Origin of the sequence: Bradyrhizobium sp. CCBAU 45321, from assembly GCF_028128975.1 — a bacterium.
Taxonomy (GTDB): Bacteria; Pseudomonadota; Alphaproteobacteria; order Rhizobiales; family Xanthobacteraceae; genus Bradyrhizobium; species Bradyrhizobium yuanmingense.
Genome location: NZ_LFKZ01000119.1, coordinates 1 through 23,117 on the forward strand (window position 1 = coordinate 1; position 23,117 = coordinate 23,117).

Consider the following 23,117-nt stretch of genomic DNA (forward strand, 5'->3'; position numbering starts at 1 on the left):
CGCGGCGCCTGCCGCGGCGGCGCGGCCACCGCCGCATGCGGGCGCGCCGCGGCCCCTTCGCCGACCTGCGCCGCACTTTACGCGACTCTGTCCGCAGCGACGGCGAGATCCTGCGGCTCGGTCACATGAAGCGGCGGCGACGCCCGCGGAAGGTCCTGCTGCTGATCGACGTCTCCGGCTCGATGAAAAGCCGCACCGAGGAGAACATGAAGCTTGCTCATGCGCTGGTGCAGGCCGCGCCCAATGTCGAGGTCTTCACCTTCGGCACGCGGCTGACCCGTGTCACCCGCGCGCTGCGGCTAAAACGGCGCGAGCAGGCGCTCAGCGCCGCGGCGCATCTGGTCAGCGACTGGGACGGCGGCACCCGGATCGGCGACGCGCTGCAGGCGTTTCTGGCGGTCCCGAGGTTCGGCGGCTACGCCCGCGGCGCCGCTGTGATCATCGTCTCCGACGGGCTCGAGCGCGGCGAGCCGGACGCCCTTCGCGACGCCGTCGCGAAACTATCGCGGCGGGCGTGGCGGCTGAGCTGGCTGACGCCGCTCGCAACAGGCCCCGCGTTCCGTCCGCAGACAGAAGCGCTGGTCGCGATCGAACGCTTCGTCGACGATCTCGTGGACGGCGGGTCGAGCGCATCGATCGTCGCCCACGTCCTGGCACTGGGAAGGAGAGCTGCGTGAACAATATTGTCGACGGCCATCATCACATCTGGCGGCAGGCCGACCTGCCCTGGCTGACCGGCCCCATGCAGCCCCGCATCTTCGGACCGTACGAGCCAATCCGGCGCGATTATCCGATCCAGGAATATCTCGACGATCTCAAGGACAGCGGCGTCACCCGTTCCGTCTATGTGCAGACCAATTGGGCGCCCGAGCATTTCGAGGAGGAGGCTGCCTGGGTGCAGCGCACGGCCGACGAACACGGCTGGCCGCACGCCATCGTCGCCTACGCCAATTTCGCGGCCGACGACGTCCGCCCGCAGCTCGACCGCCTCAAGCGCTATCCGCTGGTGCGCGGGGTGCGCATGCAGCTGCATTGGCACGAGAACCCGCTCTATCGCTTCGCAGCGCGTCCGGATCTCTGCACCGACCCGACGATCCGTCGCAACGTCGCACGTCTTTCCGATTACGGCTGGAGCTTCGATTTGCAGGTGTTCACGCCGCAGATGCCGGATGCTGCGCAGCTGGCCGAATCCTGTCCCGGCGTGACCTTCATCCTCCAGCATGCCGGCATGCTCGAGGATCTCTCGCCGGCTGGACGGGCGGCCTGGCGCGCCGGGATGGCCCGGCTCGCGAGTTGTCCGAACGTCATCTCGAAACTGTCCGGGCTCGGCACCTTCATCCATCGCAACGATCCCGCGCATATCGCCGCCGTGCTCACTGATACCGTCGCGATCTTCGGCGCCGAGCGCTGCCTGTTCGGCTCCAATTTTCCGATCGAGAAATTGTGGACCAGTTATCGCGAGCTCGTCGGAGCCTTTCGCACAGCCGCCGCCCCGTTCAATGCGGAGCAGCAGGATGCGATCTTCCGGACGACCGCGACGCGCGTCTATCGGCTTTGACAGACAAGAAACGAGACGGGAGGGAAACGAATGGCGCTGGAGATCAAGATCCTGGACTACGGCGATATCGAGCTGGAATCGAGCTTCCTGGTGCTCGGCCGCGACTGCGGCCGCACCCGCCGCGTCCTCACTCTCGGCTTCCTGATCCTCGGCGGCAAATATCCTGTTGTCGTCGACACCGGCTATCGCTCCAACCAGATCATGGAGACGCTGGGCATGCGCGGGCTCCAGTATCATGAGAACATGATCGAGAACCAGCTCGCGCGCCACGGCGTCCGCATGGGCGACGTCCGCTTCGTCTGCCACACCCATTTGCACATCGACCATGCCGGCAAGGACGATCTGTTCCCGATGAACACGACTGTCGTGCTCAACCGCAAGGAACTCGAATATTCCGTCTCCGGCCTGATGCATCCGCAATATCCGGCCCCCGACATCAAGCACCTGATCGACAGGCTGCACACCAAGAGCGCGCTGCGCTTCCTGGACCTCGAGATCACCGGGCCGATCGAGCTGATGCCCGGCGTCTATTGCGATGCCGCCAACGCGCACACCGAGGGCTCGATGAACATCATCGTCCACACCGCCGATGGCATCGCCACCATCTGCGGCGACGTGATCTACGACTTCAACGACCAGATCGTCACGCCTTTCCATGAGATCCACGATTGGGAGCCGCGCACCACCGGCAACCATGGCACCACCAAGCGCGCAGAAAAGGCGGCGATCAAGAAGCTGCTCAGCAATTCGCGCTACCTGCTCCCGGTCCACGACCGGCCCGCCAAGATCGAAGGCGGCAACGTCGTGGGGCGGCTGCATGATCAGGTCCCGGGCCCGATCGTGCAGTCGCTCCCCCAGCGCAACTGGTTCCCGGCTTGAGGTCGAGGATCGTCCAATGACGCATGTGACGTTGCGAAGCGAGTTCGAGACCCTGATCGACCCCTATGCGCCGGTCGCACAGATCGGCACCGGCTTCGACTTCACGGAGGGGCCGATCTGGCATCCGGTCGATCATTATCTGCTGTTCTCGGACATGCCGGCCGACGTGCGGCGGCGCTGGGATGCGCGGCGCGGCGTCGTCGAGGTCAAACGCCCGTCGAACAAATGCAACGGCATGACCTACGACGCCGAGCTGAATTTGATCGTCTGCGAGCACGCGACCTCGTCGCTGGTCCGCGAACGCCCGGACGGACGGCGCGAGGTGCTGGCCTCGCATTTCGGCGGCCAGGAGCTCAACAGCCCGAACGACGTCTGCGTGCACTCGTCCGGCGCGATCTATTTCTCCGATCCCTGGTACGGCCGCATGCCGGTCTACGGCGTCGAGCGGCCGCGCCAGCTCGGCTTCCAGGGCGTCTACCGCGTCTTGCCGGGCGGCGAGCCGAAGCTCGTGGTCGAGCGCAGCCTGTTCGACCAGCCGAACGGGCTATGCTTCTCGCCGGACGAGAGGCTGCTCTATGTCAACGACACGGTGCAAGCCCTGATTCGCGTGTTCGACGTCAGCAGCGACGGCTCGCTGTCCAATGCGCGCGTGTTTGCGAGCGGCATCAAATCCGAGCTCGAACCCGGTCTGCCCGACGGCATGAAGTGCGATCAGCACGGCAATGTCTGGGTCACCGCCCCCGGCGGGGTCTGGGTCTATTCGCCGCGCGGCGAACTGCTCGGCAAGGTCCGCGTGCCCGAGCTCGTCGCCAACCTCGCCTGGGGCGGGCCGGATTTCCGCACGCTCTATCTCACCTCGACCCATTCGGTGTATGCGATCCCGACCAAGGTCGGCCCGCGGCATGAGCCCTATATGAGCGGCAGGCGCGCTGGCGGCGGAACAAGCCATAGCTCATCGCCAGCCGCGCCGATTCTGACCGAAGGCGAGATGCGGCTCGATCCGCAGCGCTGCGCCATGATCATCCAGGATCTCCAGAACGACGTCATCATGGACGGCGGCGCCTTCGCCGAGTCCGGCGCGCCCGGTCACGCCAAGCAACAGCATGTCGTGGAGAATGTGCGGCGCCTGGCGGAAGCCGCACGCGCCCGCGGCGTCACCATCATCCATGTCTGGTTCGTGGTCGAGCCCGGCGCACCTGGCGTCACGCTGAACGCTCCGCTGTTCGAAGGTCTCGTCGACAGCAAGGCGATGGTGCGCGGGAGCTGGGGCGCGGCCCCGGTTTCGGGCCTCGAGCCCCGGCCCGGCGATTTCGTCGTCGAGAAGATGCGGATGAGCGCCTGGGAAGGCACGCGGCTGGAGACGATCCTGAAAGCGACCGGCCGCGACATGATCATCAATACCGGCGCCTGGACCAACATGTCGATCGAGCACACGGCGCGGACCGGTGCCGACAAGGGCTACTTCATGATCGTGCCCGAGGATTGCTGCTCGACCATGAATGCCGACTGGCACAACGCCTCGATCAACTTCGCGATGCAGAACGTCGCGGTCGTGACCAGGGCCGATGCCGTGATCAGAGCGCTGGGATGAGCTGTGGCAAAGCTCTTGCACCTGTCCTGCTCGCCGCGCGCCGAGTCCGTCTCGACGGCCGGCGCGCGGGTCTTTCTCGACGGCTTCCGTCACGCCCGGCCGGATTGGGACGTCGATGTCGTGGACATCTGGCGCGAGCGGATGCCGGAGTTTGCGGGTCCCATCGTCGAAGCTAAATACGCGCGCATGAAGGCTCAAGCCTTCACCGAGGCGCAACGTCAGAGCTTCGCCGAGGCCGAGCGAATGGCGCTGCGCTTCTCGCTCGCCGACCGGGTGCTGATCTCGACCCCGATGTGGAACTTCGGCCTTCCCTACAAGCTCAAGCAGTGGTTCGACATCATCGTCCAGCCCGGCCTCACCTTTCGGTTCGATCCATCGCAGGGATATCTCCCGCTGCTGCAGGATCGGCCGACACTGGTCATCATCGCCAGCGGCAGCGATTTTGCCACCGGCATGAACCGCGGCCGCATCGATATGGCAACGCCCTACTTGCGGGAAATCCTGCGCTTCATTGGGATCAGCAATGTCCGCTTCGTGCTGATCGGTCCAACCACGGGACCGCAAGCGCCGATCGATGCCGCCCGCGAGCGGGCGCATCAAAGGCTCGCTGCAATGGCCGCGACCTTCTGAAGCGCTATGAGACTAGTCTTGATCGCTGCAACGAGGGAGGTGCACTCCCTCTCCCGCTTGCGGGAGAGGGCTGGGGAGAGGGTGCTTCCGCAATGGGACAATCCCCAAGAGGAGAAAGCCCTCACCCGCGCCTTCGACGCGACCTCTCCCGCAAGCGGGAGAGGTGAACGAGCCGCTTCCATCGATTCAACCAAAGCCGTTCCGCTTTGAAGCGTGATGGCGGCGTGTCGAGCCGGATCAGATCAGGCTCGATTTGCCCCGGCTCAGCACCTGGCCTGCGCCTTTGGTGCCGACGATCCGGCCCTGGCTGCAGACCACCTGTCCCCGGGCGATCGTCGTCACCGGCCATCCCGTGACCTCGAAACCTTCCCAGGGCGTGTAATCCGCGCCGTGATGCAGATCGGCCTGCCGGATCGGCTTCTTCAACTTGGGATCCCAAAGAACGATATCGGCATCGAAGCCGACACCGATCGAGCCCTTGCGGGGGTAGAGGCCGTAGATGCGGGCGTGATTGGTCGCGGTCAGCTCGACGAATTTTTGCAACGTGATGCGGCCCTTCGAGACGCCTTCGGAGAACAGAATCGGCAGCCGCGTTTCGACGCCGGGGATGCCGTTCGGCACCCAGCGGAACGAGGTGCGGGCGTTCGGCGTCAGCTTGCCCTTGCGGTCGTCGTAGCGGAACGGGCAGTGATCGGACGAGAAGGTTTGGAACACGCCCGACGTAATGCCCTCCCAGATCGCCTCCTGGCTCTCGACATCGCGCGGCGGCGGCGAGCAGACATATTTTGCGCCCGTGATGTCCATGTTGAGGCCTTTCATGTCGTCGGCCGTCAGCGTGATGTATTGCGGGCAGGTCTCGGCATGAACGGGCAGACCGCGCTGCTGGGCCCAGCGTACCTGCTCCATCGCCTCGCGTCCGGAGACGTGCACGATCATGATGGGAACGCCGATCACCTCGGCATGGCTGATGGCCCGGTGCGTCGCCTCGCGCTCGACCGCCTGCGGCCGCGAGGTGCCGTGATAATACGGCGCGATATGACCTTCGCGCTCCAGCTTGCTGGTGAGAAAGCGGATGGCGTCGTAGCCCTCGCAATGGACCATGACCAGCGCCTCCTCGCGGCGCGCGACGTCGAACACTTCGAGCAACTGCTTGTCGCTGAGCACGAGGTCGTCATAGGTCATGAACACCTTGAAGGAGGTGTAGCCATCCTTGACCAGCGCCGGCAGCTCCTGCCCGAGCACCACGGCAGTCGGGTCGGAGATGATGAGATGGAAGGCGGTGTCGATGTAGCACTCACCTTCGGCGAGCTTGCGATAGTTCTCGACGCAGCTGCGCAGCGAGGTGCCCTTCTCCTGCAGCGCGAAGGGCAGCACCATGGTGTTGCCGCCGGCCGCCGCCGCGCGCGTCGCCGAGGCAAAATCGTCGGCCATCACCACGTCGGGGCCCGAGGGCTGCGAGATGTGGACGTGGCTGTCGATGCCGCCCGGCAGCGCCAATAGGCCCGTCGCATCGATCTCGCGGGCCGCGCCTTCGATGCTATCGGCGATGCTGACGATACGGCCGTCGCGAATGCCGATATCGGCGCGAAACTCGTCGCTGGCCGTCACGATGGTGCCGCCGCGGATGGCGAGGTCGAGCTGCGTCACTGATGTCTCCGTCACTTGATCTCTGGCATTGTCTGGAAAATCCGTCCCCATTGCGCAAGGGCCCTCACATCGCCGCCGGCAAGGCCGAGGGTCCGCCACAATGTGACCGCGACAGAATCAAGCACGGCGATGTCCAGCTCCCGCTCCAGCGTGGCCGCAACCGCTGCGCCATCGAGATTGGTGCAGAGAATGACGATCGCGTCGGCACCCTCCGCCGCCACGTCGCGTATCATGCCTGCGATCGTCGCCGGCGCGACCTCGCCGAAGGAAAAGTTGTCGCGCAAGCCGAGATGCCGCTCGGCGTGCGGGGCGATCCCCTCCTCGGCCCAGACGTCGGCAATGCGCCGCTGCACGTCGTCGGTATAGGGTGAGACCAGGCCGATGCGCCTCGCGCCGAGCGCACGGGCGGCATCGATGCAGGCCAGGGTCGATGTCGTCGCCGGCCCATTCGTGCGGGCCGCGATCGCCTCGCACAGGCTGCGGTCGCGGCCGATGCCGAGCCAGCTCGCGGACGTGCCATTCCAGGCGATCGCGTCGACCTTGGCATCGGCCAGCAGATCGGCCGCCGGTAGCATCACCGAGGCATCGAACTGGCTCAGCGCGGCGGCATCGAGCGCGATCTGGGTGACGCGGAAGCGAGAGAAATGCGCGGTGACGCCGGGGGTGCCCGCCAGCATGGCGCTGGTGACGGGCTCGAGCACCGAGTTGGAGGACGGCGTGATCATGCCGAGGCGCTTGCGCATGGCTGACATCGATCACAGTCGCTCCGTTGCCGCAGGGAGCATCAACGCTCCCTCGAAACGATCATCGGCATCCCCGGCGCCGTGCGCAACCCGCAATTTGCATACTGCATACTGCATACAATTTGTTCGATATGCATTTGTTTTACGCCACATACGTCGCCTATTTGAGCATCGCGTTCGGCTCGGTGTGGCTAGGATGAGTTGCAAGCAGGAAGCCTCGCGTGCAGCAAAAATCCGAAACGAACCCGGCGCGAAAGTCGTCCAAGCTCAAGCGGATGGGCCTGCATGAGCGCGCCGCCGCGCGGATGCGGACGATGATCATTCGCGGCGAGCTGCCGCCGGGCTCGCAGACTCAGGAGACCAGGCTGTCGAAGGAGCTCGGCGTGTCGCGCACCCCCTTGCGCGAGGCGATGAAGGTGCTCGCGGCGGAAGGGTTGATCGAGCTCCGTCCCAACCGCAGCCCGCGCATTGCCGATATCGCGGTCGACGGCATCTCGGAATTGTTCGAGGCGCTCGCCGGAATCGAGCGGCTCGCCGCCGAGCTCGCCGCGGAACGCGCCACCGAGCGCGATCTCGTCCGCCTGCGCACGCTGCAGACCCGGATGGAGGGTCATCACCGCAGTGGCAAGCTCGACGATTATTTCGCGATCAACGGCGAAATCCACAACGCCATCGTCCGCATGGCCCGCAACACGCCGCTCCGCGAGGCGCACGAGACGCTGATCTTCCGCGCCGAGCGCGCGCGCTATCTCGCGCTCGGCGCCGACAGGCGCTGGAGCAATTCGGTCGACGAGCACGCCGACATCCTGGCCGCGCTCGAAGCGCGCGACGGCGAGGCGGCCGGACGCCTGCTCAGGGCGCACGTCGCCCGCACCGGTACGGCGCTGCTGGAAGTCCTCGCCGCCTCTCAGGCCAAGCGGCCGGCGGCGTGATCATGAAGCTGCTCCTGCTCAACCCAAACACCAGCACCGAGGTCACGCAGCTGATGCTGGGCGTCGGGCGGCGCGCCGCCTCAGAAGGCACCGAGCTGATCCCCTGCACCGCGACCCGCGGCGTGCCCTATATCGCCACGCGCACCGAGGCGCAGATCGGCGGCGCCATCGCGCTGGAGATGCTTGCGGAGCAGCACACACACGTCGACGCCGCGATCATCGCGGCCTTCGGCGATCCCGGCCTGTTCGCCGCGCGCGAGACCTTCGACATTCCCGTGGTCGGCATGGCGGAAGCCGCGATGCTGACCGCGTGCATGGCCGGACGCCGCTTTGCCATCGTCACCTTCGCGCAAGCGCTGGGGCCCTGGTACGAGGAATGCGTCCGCGCCCACGGGCTGTGGGAGCGCTGCGCCGGCATCCGCATGCTGGATACGCCGTTTCAGGCGATCTCCGAGGTCGGCACCGAGAAGGAAGACCTGCTGGTCGAGCTCGCCCGGCGCGCCATCGTCGAGGACGAGGCCGATGTGCTGATCTTTGCCGGCGCCCCGCTCTCGGGCCTTGCCGAGCGCGTTGCCGACCGGATCCCCGTCCCTGTGGTCGATCAGGTCATAGCGTCAGTGAAGCAAGCCGAGGCGCTGCATGCGCTGCATTTGCGCAAGGCCATTGCGGGCACCTTCCGCCGCCCCGCCGCTAAACCGACCACCGGCCTTGCCGATGCGCTCGCCGCCCGGCTCGAGCATCGCGACAGCTGATCAGAGAGGCGGCCGGCGATGCGAAAAACCCAGTTCGTTCTCGAGCACGCGGCCGAAGGCAAACAAGCGGGATTCGCGTCCGGGCGGCGCAATGATCTGGATGCCGAAGGGCAGCTCATTCTCCCCGCGCGGCACCGGCAGAGTCAGCACCGGGAAGCCGACGAGCGACACAATAAAGGTCACGGCGAGATAGTCGATCGGCGTCTCCAGCGCGGCCCCGTCGATGGCCGTGAAGTCGGCGATTTCATTCGGCCAGGGCAAGACGGACGCGGCCGGCGCGACCAGGAAATCGGCAGCGGTAAACAGCTCGCGAAAGCTGCGGTAGATCGCGGTGCGGCGCCGCTCGGCGTCGAGATAGTCCTGCGCGGACAGGTTTGCGCCGGCTTCGATATTCCAGATCACCGTCGGCGTCAGCTCCGCACGCCGCGTCCTCAGCAACACGCCGTAAGCGTTGGCGATGTGCGCGGCACGGAGCGTGCGGAAGGCTTCGATCGCCCCGCCGCAGTCGGGCGAGGACGGCACGACATCGGCAACAGGCGCGAACGCCTCGCACGCCGCAGCGAAACGCGCACGAGCCTCGCGCGCAACGGGCGCCACACCGAAATCGGGCGTGACGGCAATCCGAGGATGGCCGGCGATGAGGCGGTCATCATCGGCATTACCGAGCGAGAGCGGATCATTCGCATCGCTTCCGGCGCAGACCGACAACGCGAGTTCGAGATCATCGACATTGCGGGCGAGGAAGCCGTGGGTCGCCAGCATGTCCCAGCCGAGCGGCCGGCGCGGCGACGGGATGCGGCCGGGTGTCGGCCGGATCGAAGCGACGTCACAGAAGCTGGCGGGCGTGCGCACCGAGCCACCGAAATCGGTGCCCTGCGCCAGCGGCACCATGCCGGATGCGACCGCGACAGCAGAGCCGCCGGACGATCCGCCGGAGGTCAGCGCCGGATCGAACGGATTGCGTGTCGGCCCGCGCAATCTGTTGATGCAGACCGCGCCGAAGCCGAACTCCGGCGTGTTGGTTTTGCCCAGAATGATCGCGCCGGTGCGCCGCAGCCGCGCCACGACGAGATCATCCTCGGCCGGCACGTGATCGCGGAACAGCACCGATCCGTAAGTCGTCGCCAGTCCCGCAGTGTCGGTGAGGTCCTTGATCGCGATCGGCACGCCGTGCAGCGGGCCGATCGGCGCAGCGGCGGCATCGCACACCTGCGCGGCGCGGCGGGCGCCGTCCGTATCCACAGTCACGAATGCCGCCAATTGGCTGTCGAGGCTCGCAATCCGCGCAAGATGCGCTTCGACGGCCTCGCGGGAGGACACTTCGCCCCTCGCAATGGCGCGCGCGAGCTCTGTCGCGGTGAACTCGCATATCGATCGGTCCGATGTCATCGGACCACCATGCCAAAACGCTCGCCGAAAAGCGACAGGTGCGGGGCACAAGACTTGCTTTCTCCTCTGGGGCAACGGGAGGCAACACCATGGTTGATGCGCCAAGCGGCCGATCGCTCGTCGTCGACGCGGTCACCCACCGGTATCCGAGTGGCGCGCTTGCGGTCGAGAACATCAATCTCGACATCAAGGGCGGCGAGATCATCGCCCTGCTCGGCCCGTCCGGCTGCGGCAAGACAACGCTGCTGCGCATCATCGCCGGCTTCATCGCGCAGACGCAAGGGAGGATCATCATCGGCGACGACATCGTCGATGCGCTGCCGCCGAACAAGCGCGCCGTCGGCATCGTATTCCAGAACTACGCGCTGTTCCCGCACCTGTCGATCAGCGAGAACGTCGCCTACGGCCTCGCCGCCCGCGGCATCGACAAGGCGACGCGCCAGCGCGAAGCGCAGCGCCTGCTGGAGCTGGTGCAGCTGCCTGCCATGGCCGAGCGGCTGCCGCGGCAGCTCTCTGGCGGCCAGCAGCAACGCGTTGCGCTTGCCCGCGCGCTCGCGATCAAGCCGTCGATCCTGCTGCTCGACGAGCCCTTCGCTGCGCTCGACAAGAATCTGCGGCTGGACATGCAGATCGAGGTCAAGCGGCTGCAGCGCGTCTCCGGCATCACCACGCTGATCGTGACGCACGACCAGGAAGAAGCGCTGTCGATGGCCGATCGTGTCGCGGTGCTGAGCCATGGCAAGCTCGAGCAGTTCGGCTCGCCGTCGGACGTTTACGACCGCCCCCAGACGCTGTTCGTCAACACCTTCGTCGGCTCCACTAATCGCATGCCCGGTGTCGTGGTCTCGGCGGACCGCACGGCAGCGAAGGTGCGCCTCGATGCCGGCGCGGAGATCATCGCGCGTCCCGCAGGCGGTGCGCTCAGCGAGGGCGGCCGCGTCACCGTCTGCATCCGCCCCGAGCACCTGCAATTCGTCGGCGACGAGACCGGCTTTGCCGGCGTCGTCGGCATGTCGCTGCCGCTGGGCGCCACCGTCGTGCACGAGGTCACCACCGCCGACGGCTCCGGCGTCAAAGTTTCTCAGGCGCGCATCGGCGAGACGCGCGCCCTGGAGAACGGAGCTGCGGTGCGCCTCGCGCCGCTCGCCCCATCGCTCGCCAACGCCTTTCCCGCAACACTTTAGATCCAGCCTTTGTCCAGAGGGGAGTTTGTTATGATCATGAACCGCAGAAGCCTGCTGACCACGGCGCTCACGCTCGGGGCCACGAAGGCGTTTCCAGGCCTGAGCTACGCCCAGGCGCGTCCGCTGGTGTTTGCGACCTTTACCGGCAGCTGGGAGGAAGCGCACAAGGCCGTGCTGGTGCCGGCGTTCCGCAAAGCCAATGCGGACGCCGCGATGGTGCTCGATCCCATGCTCTCTGTCGACCAGATCGCCAAGGTCAACGCAGCGAAAGCAAATCCGCCGATCGACGTCATGCTGCACGATCCGGGTCCTGCCCTCGTCGCCGTCGGCCAGGATCTGGTCGAGCCCTATCCGGTCGAGAAGAGCGCCTATTACAAGGACCTGATTGCCGAGGCGCAGGAGCCGACGGGTCCCGCCCCGTTCTTCCAGGTCGTCGGCCTCACCTACAATCCGGAAGCGGTCAAGACGCCGCCGACATCGTGGACCGATCTCTGGAAGCCGGAGTTCAAGGGCCGCGTCGGCATCACCAACCTCAACTCGACGCTCGGCACCGGCTGGCTGGTCGAGATCGCCAAGATGCGCGGCGGCTCGGAGGCCAACGTCGATCCGGGCTTCAAGGCGCTGGAGGAGCTCAAGCCGAACCTCGCCGCGGTCGCCGCCAATCCCGGCGCGCTCGCGACCCTGTTCCAGCAGGGCCAGATCGACATCTCGCCCGGCAATTTCAACGCCATCCAGATCCTCAAAGCGCGTGGCGTGCCAGTCGAGTTCGTGGCACCGAAGGAAGGCGCCATCGCCTTCAAGACCACGATCCACATCGTCAAGAACTCGCCGAACCGCGAGCTCGCCTTCAAGCTGATCGAGGCGGCCTTGATGCCGGAGGTGCAGACCACGCTGATGAATCCGCCCTACCTGATTGTGCCGACCAACTCCAAGGTGACGATGGGCGGCGAGATCGCACGTGTGCTCGCCAAGGACACCGCCGAGCTGAAGAAGAAGTTCGTGTTCCAGGACTGGAAGAAGATCAACGAGCAGCGCTCGGCCTGGATCGAACGCTTCAACCGCGAGATCAAGATCTAAAACCTCGAGGTTCAAGCCATGGGCGCAGCGCCGGCAGCACGGGACGTGACGTCCTACGGAATGGGATTGGCAGCGCCGCTGGCGCTGTTCTTCCTGGCCTTCTTCGTCGCGCCGCTGCTGCAATTGCTCTGGCTCTCGCTGCACAACGACACGGCCGGGCTCCATTGGGGGCTCGGCCAGTACCTGCACTTCCTCACCGATCCCTTCAGCCTCGGCGTGCTCGGCTCGACGCTGCTGCTGGGGGCCGAGGTGACCGCCGTCTGCCTCGTGCTCGGCTTTCCCATCGCCTGGCTGTATCAGCGGGTCGGGCCAAAGCTTCAGACCGTCATCATCCTGATCGTGCTGCTGCCGCTTCTGACCAGCGTCGTGGTCCGCACCTTCGCCTGGATCGTCATCCTGGGGCGCCAGGGCATCATCAACGCGACGCTGCAATCGCTCGGCCTGATCGACACCCCGCTCAAGCTGCTCTACACCCAGTTCGGCGTGGTGATCGCGCTGGCACAGGTGCAGATGCCCTTGATGACGCTGCCGCTGATCACCGCGCTCAGCCGCATCGATCCCAATCTCGACGATGCCTCCTGCTCGCTCGGCGCCGGCAGCTGGCGCACCTTCTTCCGGATCGTGCTGCCGCTCTCGCTGCCGGGCGTCATCGCCGGCTGCACGCTGACCTATGCCGCCGCGATCACCGCCTTCATCACCCAGTCGCTGATCGGCGGCGGGCAGATGCTGTTCATGCCGATGTATCTCTACCAGCAGGCTTCGACGCTGCAGAACTGGCCGTTTGCGGCCGCGATCTCGATCATCTTCCTGCTCGCCGTGCTCGCGGTCGTCTCGGTCTTCACCACGCTCGGCCGCATGTCGCGCGGCTATGGAGGCGCATGATGAGCGGCCGCAAGCGCACGCTCGAGGCGATCAGCTTCGAGCTCGTCATGGGCGTGATCGCGGTGATCGCGCTTCTCATCATCATTGCCCCCTCGCTCGTGGTGCTGATCGTCTCCTTCACCAGCGGCTTCTCGCTGCGATTCCCGCCGCCGGGTTATTCGCTGCGCTGGTACGTCGAGCTGTGGAATGCCTGGCAGTTGCACTTCGCCGCCAAGAACAGCCTGATCGTGGCGATGTGGGCGACCGGCCTGTCCGTCGTGCTCGGCGTCGCCGCGGCGCTTGCGATCTCGCGGTCACGGACGCTGTCGGCGCGGCTGCTCGATTCGCTGTTCATGTCGCCGCTGGTGCTGCCGGCGCTCGCCTTCGGCCTCGCCGCCCTGATGCTGTTCTCGCTGGTGGGCCTGCCGGTGTCGCCGCTGACGCTGGTGATCGGCCACACCGTGGTCTGCGTGCCCTATGTCGTGCGCAATACAATCGCAGCCCTGGCCCAGCTCGAGCCGACCCTGCTCGAAAGCTCGGCCGTGCTCGGCGCGAGCCGGCTTTACACCTTTCGCCGCATCGTGCTGCCGCTGATCCGGCCGGGCATCATCGCGGGCGCCTTCATTGCCTTCATGTCCTCCTTCGACAACGTGCCGGTCTCGCTGTTCCTGCGCGATGCCGCCACCGATATGCTGCCGATCCGGATGTGGCAGGATCTCGAAGGCAAGCTGGATGTCACCATCGCCGCGTTGTCGGGCGTGCTGATCATCGCCACCGTCGCGCTGGTCGCGGTCATGGAGCGCGTCACCGGCCTGTCGCGGCGGCTGACCAACTGATCAGGCGCCGCGGAACAACGAATAGCCCCAGCGCGTAAATTTCAGCGGCAAATGAAAATGCTCGTCAACGTTCTTGATGCGAAAGCGGAACGGCGTCACGGTGAGGAAGCCGTCGCGCTCGCCAAAGAATTCGCCGAGATGAAACAGCACCTCGTACGCGCCCTCCGTCACACCGGCACCTTGCGCGACGGCATGATCGAGCACGCCGTTGGCGCCGAGCCGCCCGTCGGCGATGCACTGCGAATCCGGATCGATCCGCCAGATCTCGACGCGCAGCCCCTGCGCCGGGCGCCCGCTCGCTACATCGACCGCGTGAATGGAAATACCGCCTGCCACAATGTTCCTCCCATGAGCACGTTGCCATGGTAGACGGAAACACGGCCGCTCGGCCAGCGCCCGCGCTGCTGCCGGCCTTGTTGCCGGCCCTGGGCGCGATGACCGGGCTTCAGGCCCTAGTCGCGCTGGCCTTGTTCGCGCCCGGCGTGGTCGCCCCGCGCGCCCATATCGAGGTCTGGCAGCTCTCGATGTTCTCCGCCGCGGTGTTCGCGGTCGGCATCCCCGCCTCGTTCTGGGGCGGCGGCTTCATCGCGCGCCTGGGCTCGCTGCGGATCGCGAGCCTGTGCGCGGCGGCCATCGTCGTCGGCATGGCCCTGGCTTCGCTCGGAACGAGCGCCGCGCTGCTGGCAGCGGGCCTCTGCATCGGCCTGGCCATGGGGCCGGAGACGCCGGCGAGCGCGGCGCTGCTGGCGCGCCTCGTGACCGCCGAGCGGCGCGCCTTCGTGTTCTCGGTGCGCCAGACCGGTAACCAGATCGGCGCGGTCTGCGGCTCGCTGGCCCTGCCCGCGATCGCCATCGCGTTCGGGCCGGTCTGGTGCTATGCCGCCGTTGCTGCCTTGGCGCTACTGGCGATCGCGCTGTTCGAACGGTTGCGGCCGGCCTATGCCGGCAAGGTCGCCCCCCCGCCGAAGCTCGATCTCCGCGCGCGACTGGCGCTGGTGATCGCGGACCGGCGGATCGCGATGCTGGCGCTGGCCTCGATGCCGTTCAGCGCGATGCAGGTGTCGCTCAACACGGTCTTCGTCACGCTCGGCACGCGCGAGCTCGGCCTCAGCCATATCGAAGCCGGCATGGCGCTCGCCTGCGCGCAAGCCGGCGGCCTCGTCGGCCGTCTCGGCTGGGGCTATGTCGCCATGCGGCTCGATGCCTCGCGCGCCGTCCTCGTCGTCATCGGCCTCGGCATGGCCTTCTGCGCCGCGCTGCTCGGCCTGAACGGCGCTTCGCTCGGCCGCAGCGGACAATTCATCATCGCCGCATTATTCGGCCTGACGGCGTCGGGCTGGAACGGCGTCTTCGTCGCCGAGATCGCCCGCCTCGCCCCGCAGGATCGGATCGGCGAGACCACCGGCGCGGTGCTGACCGCATCCTATGCCGGTCTCCTTGCCGCGCCCGCGCTGGTGTCGATCCTCGATGGCGTGGCCAGCCTCGGCATGGCCTTCTTCGCCCTGGCGTGCCTTGCCCTTGGCGGCACATTGGCATTGATGTGGGGAGGCCATGATAACGCGAACAAATAGCGCGCGCGAGATCGCTGCCAAGGTCAGCGCCCGGCGGACCAATGCCGTCGAGACCGCGAAAGCCGCGCTCGGCCGCATCGAGGCCGCCAAGGCCTTGAACGCGGTCGTCACGATCGATCCTGCACGCACACTGGCGGATGCGGCGGCGATCGATGACCGCCTGCGTCTGGGCGAGATCATGCCGCTCGCCGGTGTTCCCGTGATCGCTAAGGACAACATCTGGGTCGGCGGCTGGCGCGTGACGCAGGGCTCGCGCCTGTTCGCTGATTTCATCGCGCCGCGCGATGCCGTCGCGGTCGAGCGGCTGCGCAAGGCCGGCGCCGTCGTCGTCGGCATCGGCGCGACCTCCGAGTTCGCCTGCAAGGGCGTGACGACCTCGCAGCTATATGGGCCGACGCGGCATCCGCTCGATCCCGCTTTGACGCCCGGCGGCTCATCCGGGGGCCCGGCCGCAGCGGTTGCGGCCGGCCTGGTGCCGCTCGCGATCGGTACCGATGCGGGCGGCTCCAGCCGCAGGCCGCCGGCGCATGTCGGGGTCGCCGGCTTCAAGCCGTCCTATGGCGCGATCCCCTATGGGCCAGGTTTCGCCGAACCGTTCTTCGGCCTCTCCGTCATCGCGCCGATCGCATCGGACGCGGCCGATATCGCGCTGGCGTTTGAAGCCATGGTCGGCGCCGATCCGCGCGATCCGGAGTCTGCCGTCGTTGCGCAGCAGGCCAGAGAGATCGGCAGCCAGCGCATCGCGTTCTCGCCGCGCCTTGGTCTCGGCGTCGCGATCGACGACGTCGTCGCGAGTGGCCTCGCCGCCGCGGTCGACCGGCTTTCCGCAGCAGGTTTGCACATTACACGACGCGATCCCATCTGGCCGGCAGGCGCCACGGAGGATGCGATCATGCCGCTGCAGCATGCGGGCCTCGCGGCGCTCCATGGCGATAGCTTTCGCAAGGATCAGACTGTCTTCGATCCTGACGTTGCCAAGCAGATCGAGCGAGGTCTCTCCTGGTCGGGTGCGGAGGTCGCTGCAGCGCTGCTTGCGAGCACCGCGATCGCCAACGCCTTCGCCGCCTTCTTCACCGAAATTGACGTGCTGCTGGCGCCGACCGTCCCCTGCGTCGCCTGGCCGTTGACGCAGCTTGGCCCTGATATGATCGGCGGAAAGCCCGCAAGCCCGCGGGCCCACGCGGTGTTCACGCCGTTCGTCAATCATGCCCGCCTGCCGGCGATCTCGATTCCGTGCGGAACGGATCGGCGCGGGCTTCCCTTCGGCCTTCAGATCATCGCGGCGCGCGGGCAAGACCGCTCGCTGCTCGCAGCAGCGCAAGAGATCGAAGCGATCTTGCGCAGTGCCTGACGCAAACGGAGACTCCCATGGTTGAGAACGCTTATTCGACAATTCGGCCGCTCGATCCCCGCGACCGCTGGTCCGAACTGTCCCGGGCGGAGCGCAGCGCGGCCTATGACAACAACACGGCGGTCAAGAACAGCCCGGCCCTGATCGCCGAGCGCAACGAGGCCTCAAGCCGCCTGCGGGGCACGCTCAAGTCGCATCTCGACTTGCCCTATGGCGAGCGGGCCAACAACAAGATCGACCTCTACCCGGCCGCGAAGCCTGATGCGCCTTGCCTGGTGTTCCTGCATGGCGGCTACTGGCAGCGCAATTCGCGCGAGCTGTTCGCCATGCTGGTCGAAGGCGTCGCCGCGCATGGCTGGTCGGTTGCGATCCCCGGCTATTCGCTGGCGCCCGAGGTGTCCCTCAGCGAGATCGTCGCCGAGATCCCGCGCGCGCTCGACTGGCTCGCGGCGCACGGCGCGTCCTACGGCGTTGCCGGGCCGGTCGTGCTGTCGGGCTGGTCCGCCGGCGCCCATCTCGTCGCAATGGCGCTGGATCATCCGCGCGTCCATGCGGGGCTCGCGCTCTCGGGCGTCTACGATCTCGCGCCGATCCGCGATACGGGGCTGAACGACGCTCTGAAGCTGACGGACGAGGAGATCGCCACGCTGTCGCCACTGCGCTTGCCCGTCACCCGGAAGCGCCTCGACATCGCCTATGGCAGCAGCGAGCTGCCGGCGCTCGTCTGCGATTCGATCAATCTCTACGACAGGCGCGTGGCGGCGGGAGCGCCGGGCAAGCTCATCTCGGTCGAAGGCGCCGACCATTTCACCATTCTCGAGGCTTTGCGCCGTCCGGACGGAGTCCTGGTGGAGGCCGCGCGGCGGCTGCTAGACTAAAAGTGCGAAAAACAACCCCATGCACAGTAGCGATGTCGTTGTTTGCAAAGGCGAACTGTTTGAGGGCCGATCGACACCGCCGCCGCCGCTTTGACTCGTCGGGCAAAACAGGGGCATGATGGCATCATCGCCCAGGCTGCCGCTCCTGCAGCTCAATCCAGATTCGCTCGTCCATGATCCGCGCCGGATAAAGCCGAAGCGGCCGGCTCGGCCATCCCGCACTGATTTCGCCATCGCGCAAATCGAATGATGCCGCATGGCGGGGACAATTGAGGCGCCCGGCCGTCACCTGCCCCAAGGCCAGATCCGCCTGCTCGTGCGGGCATGCACGTTCGCAGGCGACGACGTTGCCCTCGTTCCAGATCACGAGCAGGTCGCGCCCGGCGACGCGGACGACGGTCTCCGCCTTCAGCCGGTCGAGATCGCAGACGTCAATCCATCCGGCGTCGTCACCCACCGAGATAGGCCTTGCGCACGTGCTCGTTCGCGATCAGCTCGCTGCCGGCGCCCGATAGCACGATGCGGCCGTTCTCGAGCAGATAGGCGTGGTCGCACATCTCGAGCGCGGCGAAGGCGTTCTGCTCGACCAGCAGCACCGTGGTGCCGGCATCGCGAATGCCGCGGATGATCGCAAAGGTGCGCTCGACGATATTGGGGGCGAGCCCGAGCGAGGGCTCGTCGAACATGATCAGGCGCGGCCGCGACATCAGCGCGCGGCCGATCGCGAGCATCTGCTGCTCGCCGCCCGACAGCGTGCCCGCGGCCTGCCTGCGCCGCTCGGCGAGCCGCGGGAATTCCGAGTAGATGCGATCGCGGTCGGCCGCGATCTCACCCGAACCGCGACGGAGGTAAGCCCCCATGTCGAGATTTTCCTCGACGCTCATATGCGGAAACACGCGCCGCCCTTCCGGGCAATGGGCGATGCCGCTCGCCAGCACGCGCGGCGGCCTCGCACCGGTGATGTCGATGCCCTCGAACTTCATCTGGCCCGAGCGCGGCGGCACCAGGCCGGAAATCGCACGCAGCGTCGTGCTCTTGCCGGCTCCGTTGGCGCCAATCAGGGCGACCAGCTGGCCGGCCTTCACGTCGAGCGAGATGCCGCGCAGCGCGGTGACGCCACCGTAGCCGCAGACCATGTCGCGGATCTCAAGCACGTCCTGCTCCATGTCCAAGATAGGCTTCGATGACAGCAGGATCGTTGCGGATCACATCCGGCGTCCCTTCGGCGATGATGCGGCCATAGTTGAGCACCACGATACGGTCCGAGACGGTCATCACCATCGGCATGTCGTGCTCGACCAGCAAAATCGTGATGCCGCGGTCGCGGATGCTGCGGATCAGCTCGACGAAACGGTGCGTCTCCGAGGCGTTCATGCCGGAGACGGGCTCGTCGAGCAGCAGCATCGACGGCTCGGCCGCCAGCGCCAGCGCGACGCCGACCAAGCGCTGCTCGCCGTAGGAGAGCGAGCCTGCCGCATCGTGGGCGCGGCGTTCGAGCCCGACCCATTCGAGCAGCTCGCTCGCGCGCTGCCGCAGCTTGCGCTCCGAGGCGCGCGCGCCTGGCAGGCCGAGGATGGCGTCGAGCAGCCGGACCCGGCCCTGCCGGTGCAGGCCGATCAGGAGGTTGTCATAGACGGTGTCGTTCGGGAAGACGCTGGTGCGCTGGAAGGTGCGGATCAGGCCGAGATCGGCGATCTCATGCGGCTTCAATCCGGCGAGTGCAGTGTTGCGATAGGTCACTCGGCCTGCGCTCGGCGTCAGGAAACCGGTCATGACGTTGAAGGCGGTGGTCTTGCCGGCGCCGTTCGGCCCGATCAGGCTGACGATCTCGCCCTCGCCGACCTCAAAGCTCATGTCGGAGATCGCGACCAGCCCGCCGAAGCGGACCGCGACCTGATCGATGGTCATGGCGATGCTGCGCGCAGTCATCACGCCGGCTCCTTGGCGCCGGTTTCAGTGAGCGTCACCGGTGCCAGCGCCGTCGTCCCGCGCCGTCGCCGGGTCAACCGCTGCGCCAGCGACGGCACGATGCCGCGCGGCAACACGAATAGGATGGCGATCAGCACGCCGCCATAGGCGATCCACTGCGCTTCCGGTGCCATCACCGGACGTAGCGCCACCGGCAGCAGGCCGAAGATCAGGCCGCCGACCACGGGACCCGCCAGCGAGCCCTTGCCGCCGCTGATGACCATGATCACCATGGTGACGGTGTTGATGAAGGCGAAGACTTCGGGATCGATGATCCGGATGTAGTGCGCATAGAGGCTCCCGGCCGCGCCGGCGATCGCGGCGGAGATCACCGCAGCGATCGTCAGCGTCCTGGTCACGTCGATGCCGACCGAGACGGCCAGCGTTTCGTTCTCCATCAGGCCACGCATGGAGCGGCCGAAATGGGAATGAACGAGGCGCGCGATCAGGAGATAGGCGATGAGCGCAACGACCAGGACGAGATAATAGTTGTGGAATTTCGTGCGCAGCGTCAGCTCGCCAAAGCCGGGCAAGGGCAACGCGATGGACGGGATATTGGTCAGCGCCAACGGGCCCTGCGTCAGCTCGACCCAGTTCAGCGCGACCAGCCGGACCACCTCGGCAAAGGAGATCGTCACAATGACGAAATAGGCGCCGCGGACGCGGAACGACAACAGACCGACGAAATAGCCGCACAATCCTGCAATCAGGATCGCCAGCACGAAGCCTATGATCGGCGGCCAGGGCGTGTGAACCAGCCGAAAGCCTCCGGGCAGGCCGATGTCGAAACCGAGCGAAGTCAGCGCGCTGACATAGGCGCCGATGCCGAAAAAGGCGATATGACCGAGGCTGAGCTGGCCGGTGAAGCCGAGCAGCAGATTGAGGCTCATCGCGCCGATGACGAAGATGCCGGTCGTGATCAGCGCGTTGAGCAGATAGGGATCGCGCAGCCAGAGCGGCACCGAGGCCAGCGCCGCAACGGCGAGAATCGTGACGATCGTCTTCATCCGACGCGCTCCGCGCGCGCGAACAGGCCTGTCGGCCGGAAGATCAGCACCGCGATGATGATGAGAAAGCCCATGGCATCGCGGTAACCTGACGAGACGTAGCCGGCGCCGAGCTCCTCGGCCAGCGCCAGGATGAAGCCGCCGATCACCGCGCCCGTGATGTTGCCGAGGCCGCCGAGGATGACGATGGCGAAAGCCTTGACCGCGGCGAGATCGCCCATCTGCGGAAAGATCACGTAGACCGGCCCGAGCAGCGCGCCCGCGGCGGCGGCGAGGCTGGAGCCGATCGCGAAGGTCGAGGTGTAGATCATGTCGACGTTCACGCCCATCAGCGACGCCGTGTCGTGATCCTGGAAGGTCGCCCGCATCGCGCGGCCGAGGCTGGTCTTGTTGATGAGCAGATAAGTCACCAGGATCAACATGGCCGCCGCGGCGAGCACGAACAGGCGCAGCCATGAAACGGAGACCGGCCCCAGCACCAGCGGCGCCTCCGGGAATGGCGTCGCCACCGCTTTTGCGACTCCGCCCCAGATCCACAGCGTGCCCGACTGCATCGCGATCCAGGCGCCGATCATCACCAGCATGGTGGTGTCGATGTCGGAGCCGCGCAGCGGACGCAGCAAGGTCAATTCAATGGCCGCACCCAGCAGCCATCCGGCCAGCACGGCCACGGGCAGCGCGAGAAAGAAGTTCAGCCCGAGCTGCTGCACCACGATGAACATGATGTAGGCGCCGAACGTGTAGAGCACGCCATGCGTGAAGTTCACGACGTTCATGATGCCGAAGATCAAGGTCAGTCCGATACCCAGCAGCGCATAGGTGCCGCCGAGCACGAGCATGTTGATCAGATGCTGGAGGAATTCGCTCAAGATTGTTCCCGGATGTTCTGCATTACCTCTCCCGCTTGCGGGAGAGGTCGGCGCGAAGCGCCGGGTGAGGGTTCTATCCTCTTGGGGAATCCCACCGCGGAGACACCCTCTCCCCAACCCTCTCCCGCAAGCGGGAGAGGGAGCGCACCTCCTCGTTGCTGCATCGAATCTGATCTCATCGCGCGTTAGAGCGTCTTCATCTCAATCTTGCCGTCGGCGATCTCGATGAGATAGACGTTCGGCTGGCTCTGACCGCTTTCCTTGCCCTCGGGCCCGGACTTGCGGAACACGATGTCACCGTTCAGCCCCTTGATGTTGATATTCCAGAGCGCCGCCTTGATCGCGGCCGGCTCGGCCTTGCCGGCCTTCTCGATCGCGGCGGCGACGGTGCGGATGCCGTCATAGCCGCGGAAACTCTCGGTGCAGCCCGCGAAGTCGAAGCCGCGCTTCTTCCATTCCGCGATGAAATAGTTGGTGGCTTCCGGGTTCGGCGTCTTGTCCGGGAACCAGGGCAGGAACGTCGTCAGATGCATGGTGCCGTTGGCGGCAGCGCCAGCTTGCGCGATGATCTGGTCCGGGTTCTGCGAGCCCCCGGTGGTGATGATGCGCTTCTTCAAGCCCAATGCCGCGGCTTGCTTGAAGATCAGCGTGAGCTGATCGACTGCGGTGGTGACGATGACGGTCTCTGAATCCGAGCTCTTGATCTTGGAGAGCTGCGCGCTCATGTCCTGCGCGCCCTGATCCATGGTTTCCACCAGGCCGATGCCGATGCCCTTCTCCTTCATCATCTTGCTGAAGTCCTCGGCGGTGCCGCGGCCCCAGTCATTGTTGATGACGAGGAAGTCGACCTTCTTGAGCGCGAGCTTGTCGACGATGCCCTTGAACGCCGCGGCCTCGATCGCCGAGGGCGGCGAGATGCGGAAGATGAAGGGATTGCCCGTCGTCGTGATCTTGCCGGAGGACGAGGTCTCCACCACCATCGGCGTCTCGTATTCCATCAGCTTCGGCATCACCGCGAGCGTCAGGCTCGAGCCCCAGGCGCCCATCAGGACCGGCACCTTGTCGCTGGTGATGAGCTTCTCGGCGACGGCGGCGGCCTCCGTCGGGTTGCTCTTGTTGTCCTCGATGACGAGCTCGATCTTCTTGCCGAGGATGCCGCCCTTGGCATTTATCTCGTCGGCGGCGATCTTGGCCCCGTTGACGACGTAAGTGCCTGAGGCCGCGAACGCGCCGGTGAGCGGCTCGTTGACGCCGATCTTGATGGTCTGCGCCCCCGCGGCGCCGCCGAACAAGGCCGTCGCCAATGCGATTGCCGGAACCAGTCCGAGTGTTCGTGTCATGTTTGTCTCTCCAAATCCCACGCTGTTGATGTCAGGGCAGTCTAGGCTTCGTCA

24 protein-coding genes are annotated in these 23,117 nt (G+C 66.3%); 14 read left to right on the forward strand and 10 right to left on the reverse strand.

The genetic code is table 11. The features are described 5' to 3' along the window. From ACM43_RS15515 to ACM43_RS15535, 5 genes are all read left to right on the forward strand, one after another. A partial coding sequence (locus ACM43_RS15515; RefSeq protein WP_271540966.1) for a VWA domain-containing protein occupies positions 1-677 on the forward strand: 677 nt, incomplete at its 5' end. Continuing rightward, positions 674-1,558, forward strand: a complete 885-nt coding sequence (locus ACM43_RS15520; protein ID WP_271540968.1) for an amidohydrolase family protein — start codon at positions 674-676, stop codon at positions 1,556-1,558. The genes ACM43_RS15515 and ACM43_RS15520, both read left to right, overlap by 4 nt. A gap of 30 nt (positions 1,559-1,588) precedes the next feature. Then, positions 1,589-2,437: an MBL fold metallo-hydrolase gene (locus ACM43_RS15525; RefSeq protein WP_157282405.1), complete on the forward strand. Its 849-nt coding sequence runs from the start codon at positions 1,589-1,591 to the stop codon at positions 2,435-2,437. A 16-nt stretch (positions 2,438-2,453) separates the two neighbouring features. Further along, on the forward strand, positions 2,454-4,028 hold the full coding sequence (locus ACM43_RS15530) for an isochorismatase family protein (RefSeq protein WP_271540970.1): 1,575 nt from the start codon (positions 2,454-2,456) through the stop codon (positions 4,026-4,028). 3 nt (positions 4,029-4,031) lie between these two features. After that, positions 4,032-4,658, forward strand: a complete 627-nt coding sequence (locus ACM43_RS15535; protein ID WP_271540972.1) for an FMN-dependent NADH-azoreductase — start codon at positions 4,032-4,034, stop codon at positions 4,656-4,658. Positions 4,659-4,895: 237 nt separating this feature from the next. On the opposite strand, the gene hydA is transcribed toward ACM43_RS15535, so the two are convergent. Together hydA and ACM43_RS15545 are read right to left on the reverse strand one after the other, a co-directional pair. After that, positions 4,896-6,356: a dihydropyrimidinase gene (gene hydA / locus ACM43_RS15540; RefSeq protein ID WP_271540975.1), complete on the reverse strand. Its 1,461-nt coding sequence runs from the start codon at positions 6,354-6,356 to the stop codon at positions 4,896-4,898. Then, the gene (locus tag ACM43_RS15545; protein ID WP_271540977.1) at positions 6,317-7,057 is read right to left on the reverse strand and encodes a maleate cis-trans isomerase family protein; all 741 of its coding nucleotides are present in this window, start codon (positions 7,055-7,057) and stop codon (positions 6,317-6,319) included. The genes hydA and ACM43_RS15545 overlap by 40 nt, the downstream gene beginning before the upstream one ends. A 212-nt stretch (positions 7,058-7,269) precedes the next feature. Between ACM43_RS15545 and ACM43_RS15550 the strand changes: the two genes are divergently transcribed. Together ACM43_RS15550 and ACM43_RS15555 are read left to right on the forward strand one after the other, a co-directional pair. Then, positions 7,270-7,980, forward strand: coding sequence for a GntR family transcriptional regulator (locus tag ACM43_RS15550; protein ID WP_271540979.1), 711 nt, complete (start codon positions 7,270-7,272; stop codon positions 7,978-7,980). Positions 7,981-7,982: 2 nt separating this feature from the next. Beyond that, positions 7,983-8,732, forward strand: a complete 750-nt coding sequence (locus tag ACM43_RS15555; protein WP_271540981.1) for an aspartate/glutamate racemase family protein — start codon at positions 7,983-7,985, stop codon at positions 8,730-8,732. On the opposite strand, the gene ACM43_RS15560 is transcribed toward ACM43_RS15555, so the two are convergent. Further along, positions 8,733-10,121 (reverse strand): amidase, encoded by a 1,389-nt coding sequence (locus ACM43_RS15560; RefSeq protein ID WP_271540983.1) that lies wholly within the window; start codon positions 10,119-10,121, stop codon positions 8,733-8,735. An 89-nt stretch (positions 10,122-10,210) separates the two neighbouring features. On the opposite strand from ACM43_RS15560, the gene ACM43_RS15565 reads away from it, so the two are divergent. From ACM43_RS15565 to ACM43_RS15580, 4 genes are read left to right on the forward strand one after another with little or no spacing between them, the layout of a single operon-like run. Further along, positions 10,211-11,305 (forward strand): ABC transporter ATP-binding protein, encoded by a 1,095-nt coding sequence (locus tag ACM43_RS15565; protein WP_271511739.1) that lies wholly within the window; start codon positions 10,211-10,213, stop codon positions 11,303-11,305. Positions 11,306-11,335: 30 nt separating this feature from the next. Continuing rightward, positions 11,336-12,382 carry an ABC transporter substrate-binding protein gene (locus ACM43_RS15570; protein WP_271540985.1) on the forward strand — a complete coding sequence of 349 codons (1,047 nt, stop codon included), beginning with the start codon at positions 11,336-11,338 and terminating at the stop codon, positions 12,380-12,382. 18 nt (positions 12,383-12,400) lie between these two features. Continuing rightward, positions 12,401-13,264, forward strand: a complete 864-nt coding sequence (locus ACM43_RS15575) for an ABC transporter permease (protein ID WP_271540987.1) — start codon at positions 12,401-12,403, stop codon at positions 13,262-13,264. After that, complete coding sequence (locus tag ACM43_RS15580) at positions 13,264-14,079, forward strand: ABC transporter permease (RefSeq protein WP_271540989.1); 816 nt, start codon at positions 13,264-13,266, stop codon at positions 14,077-14,079. Before ACM43_RS15575 ends, ACM43_RS15580 begins: the two co-directional genes overlap by 1 nt. On the opposite strand, the gene ACM43_RS15585 is transcribed toward ACM43_RS15580, so the two are convergent. After that, positions 14,080-14,415, reverse strand: a complete 336-nt coding sequence (locus tag ACM43_RS15585) for a hydroxyisourate hydrolase (RefSeq protein WP_271540991.1) — start codon at positions 14,413-14,415, stop codon at positions 14,080-14,082. Positions 14,416-14,441: 26 nt separating this feature from the next. Between ACM43_RS15585 and ACM43_RS15590 the strand changes: the two genes are divergently transcribed. The 3 genes from ACM43_RS15590 to ACM43_RS15600 are packed head-to-tail and all read left to right on the forward strand — an operon-like array spanning position 14,442 to position 17,879. Beyond that, on the forward strand, positions 14,442-15,650 hold the full coding sequence (locus ACM43_RS15590) for an MFS transporter (protein ID WP_271540994.1): 1,209 nt from the start codon (positions 14,442-14,444) through the stop codon (positions 15,648-15,650). Further along, positions 15,631-17,001, forward strand: coding sequence for an amidase (locus tag ACM43_RS15595; protein ID WP_271540996.1), 1,371 nt, complete (start codon positions 15,631-15,633; stop codon positions 16,999-17,001). The genes ACM43_RS15590 and ACM43_RS15595 overlap by 20 nt, the downstream gene beginning before the upstream one ends. A gap of 17 nt (positions 17,002-17,018) precedes the next feature. Further along, the gene (locus ACM43_RS15600) at positions 17,019-17,879 is read left to right on the forward strand and encodes an alpha/beta hydrolase (protein ID WP_271540998.1); all 861 of its coding nucleotides are present in this window, start codon (positions 17,019-17,021) and stop codon (positions 17,877-17,879) included. A gap of 124 nt (positions 17,880-18,003) precedes the next feature. Here ACM43_RS15600 and ACM43_RS15605 read toward each other — a convergent pair whose 3' ends face one another. The 6 genes from ACM43_RS15605 to ACM43_RS15630 all read right to left on the reverse strand — a co-directional run bounded on the left by ACM43_RS15605 (position 18,004) and on the right by ACM43_RS15630 (position 23,063). After that, positions 18,004-18,336, reverse strand: a complete 333-nt coding sequence (locus ACM43_RS15605; protein WP_271541000.1) for a Rieske (2Fe-2S) protein — start codon at positions 18,334-18,336, stop codon at positions 18,004-18,006. Further along, positions 18,329-19,033 (reverse strand): ABC transporter ATP-binding protein, encoded by a 705-nt coding sequence (locus ACM43_RS15610; RefSeq protein ID WP_271541001.1) that lies wholly within the window; start codon positions 19,031-19,033, stop codon positions 18,329-18,331. Before ACM43_RS15610 ends, ACM43_RS15605 begins: the two co-directional genes overlap by 8 nt. Further along, a complete protein-coding gene (locus ACM43_RS15615) occupies positions 19,026-19,808 on the reverse strand; it encodes an ABC transporter ATP-binding protein (protein WP_157287726.1) in 783 nt (260 codons plus the stop codon). The genes ACM43_RS15610 and ACM43_RS15615 overlap by 8 nt, the downstream gene beginning before the upstream one ends. After that, a complete protein-coding gene (locus tag ACM43_RS15620; protein WP_271541004.1) occupies positions 19,808-20,854 on the reverse strand; it encodes a branched-chain amino acid ABC transporter permease in 1,047 nt (348 codons plus the stop codon). Before ACM43_RS15620 ends, ACM43_RS15615 begins: the two co-directional genes overlap by 1 nt. Continuing rightward, a complete protein-coding gene (locus ACM43_RS15625) occupies positions 20,851-21,723 on the reverse strand; it encodes a branched-chain amino acid ABC transporter permease (protein WP_057029909.1) in 873 nt (290 codons plus the stop codon). The genes ACM43_RS15620 and ACM43_RS15625 overlap by 4 nt, the downstream gene beginning before the upstream one ends. Positions 21,724-21,908: 185 nt before the next feature. Next, positions 21,909-23,063, reverse strand: coding sequence for an ABC transporter substrate-binding protein (locus ACM43_RS15630; RefSeq protein WP_271541008.1), 1,155 nt, complete (start codon positions 23,061-23,063; stop codon positions 21,909-21,911). Positions 23,064-23,117 lie beyond the last annotated feature (54 nt).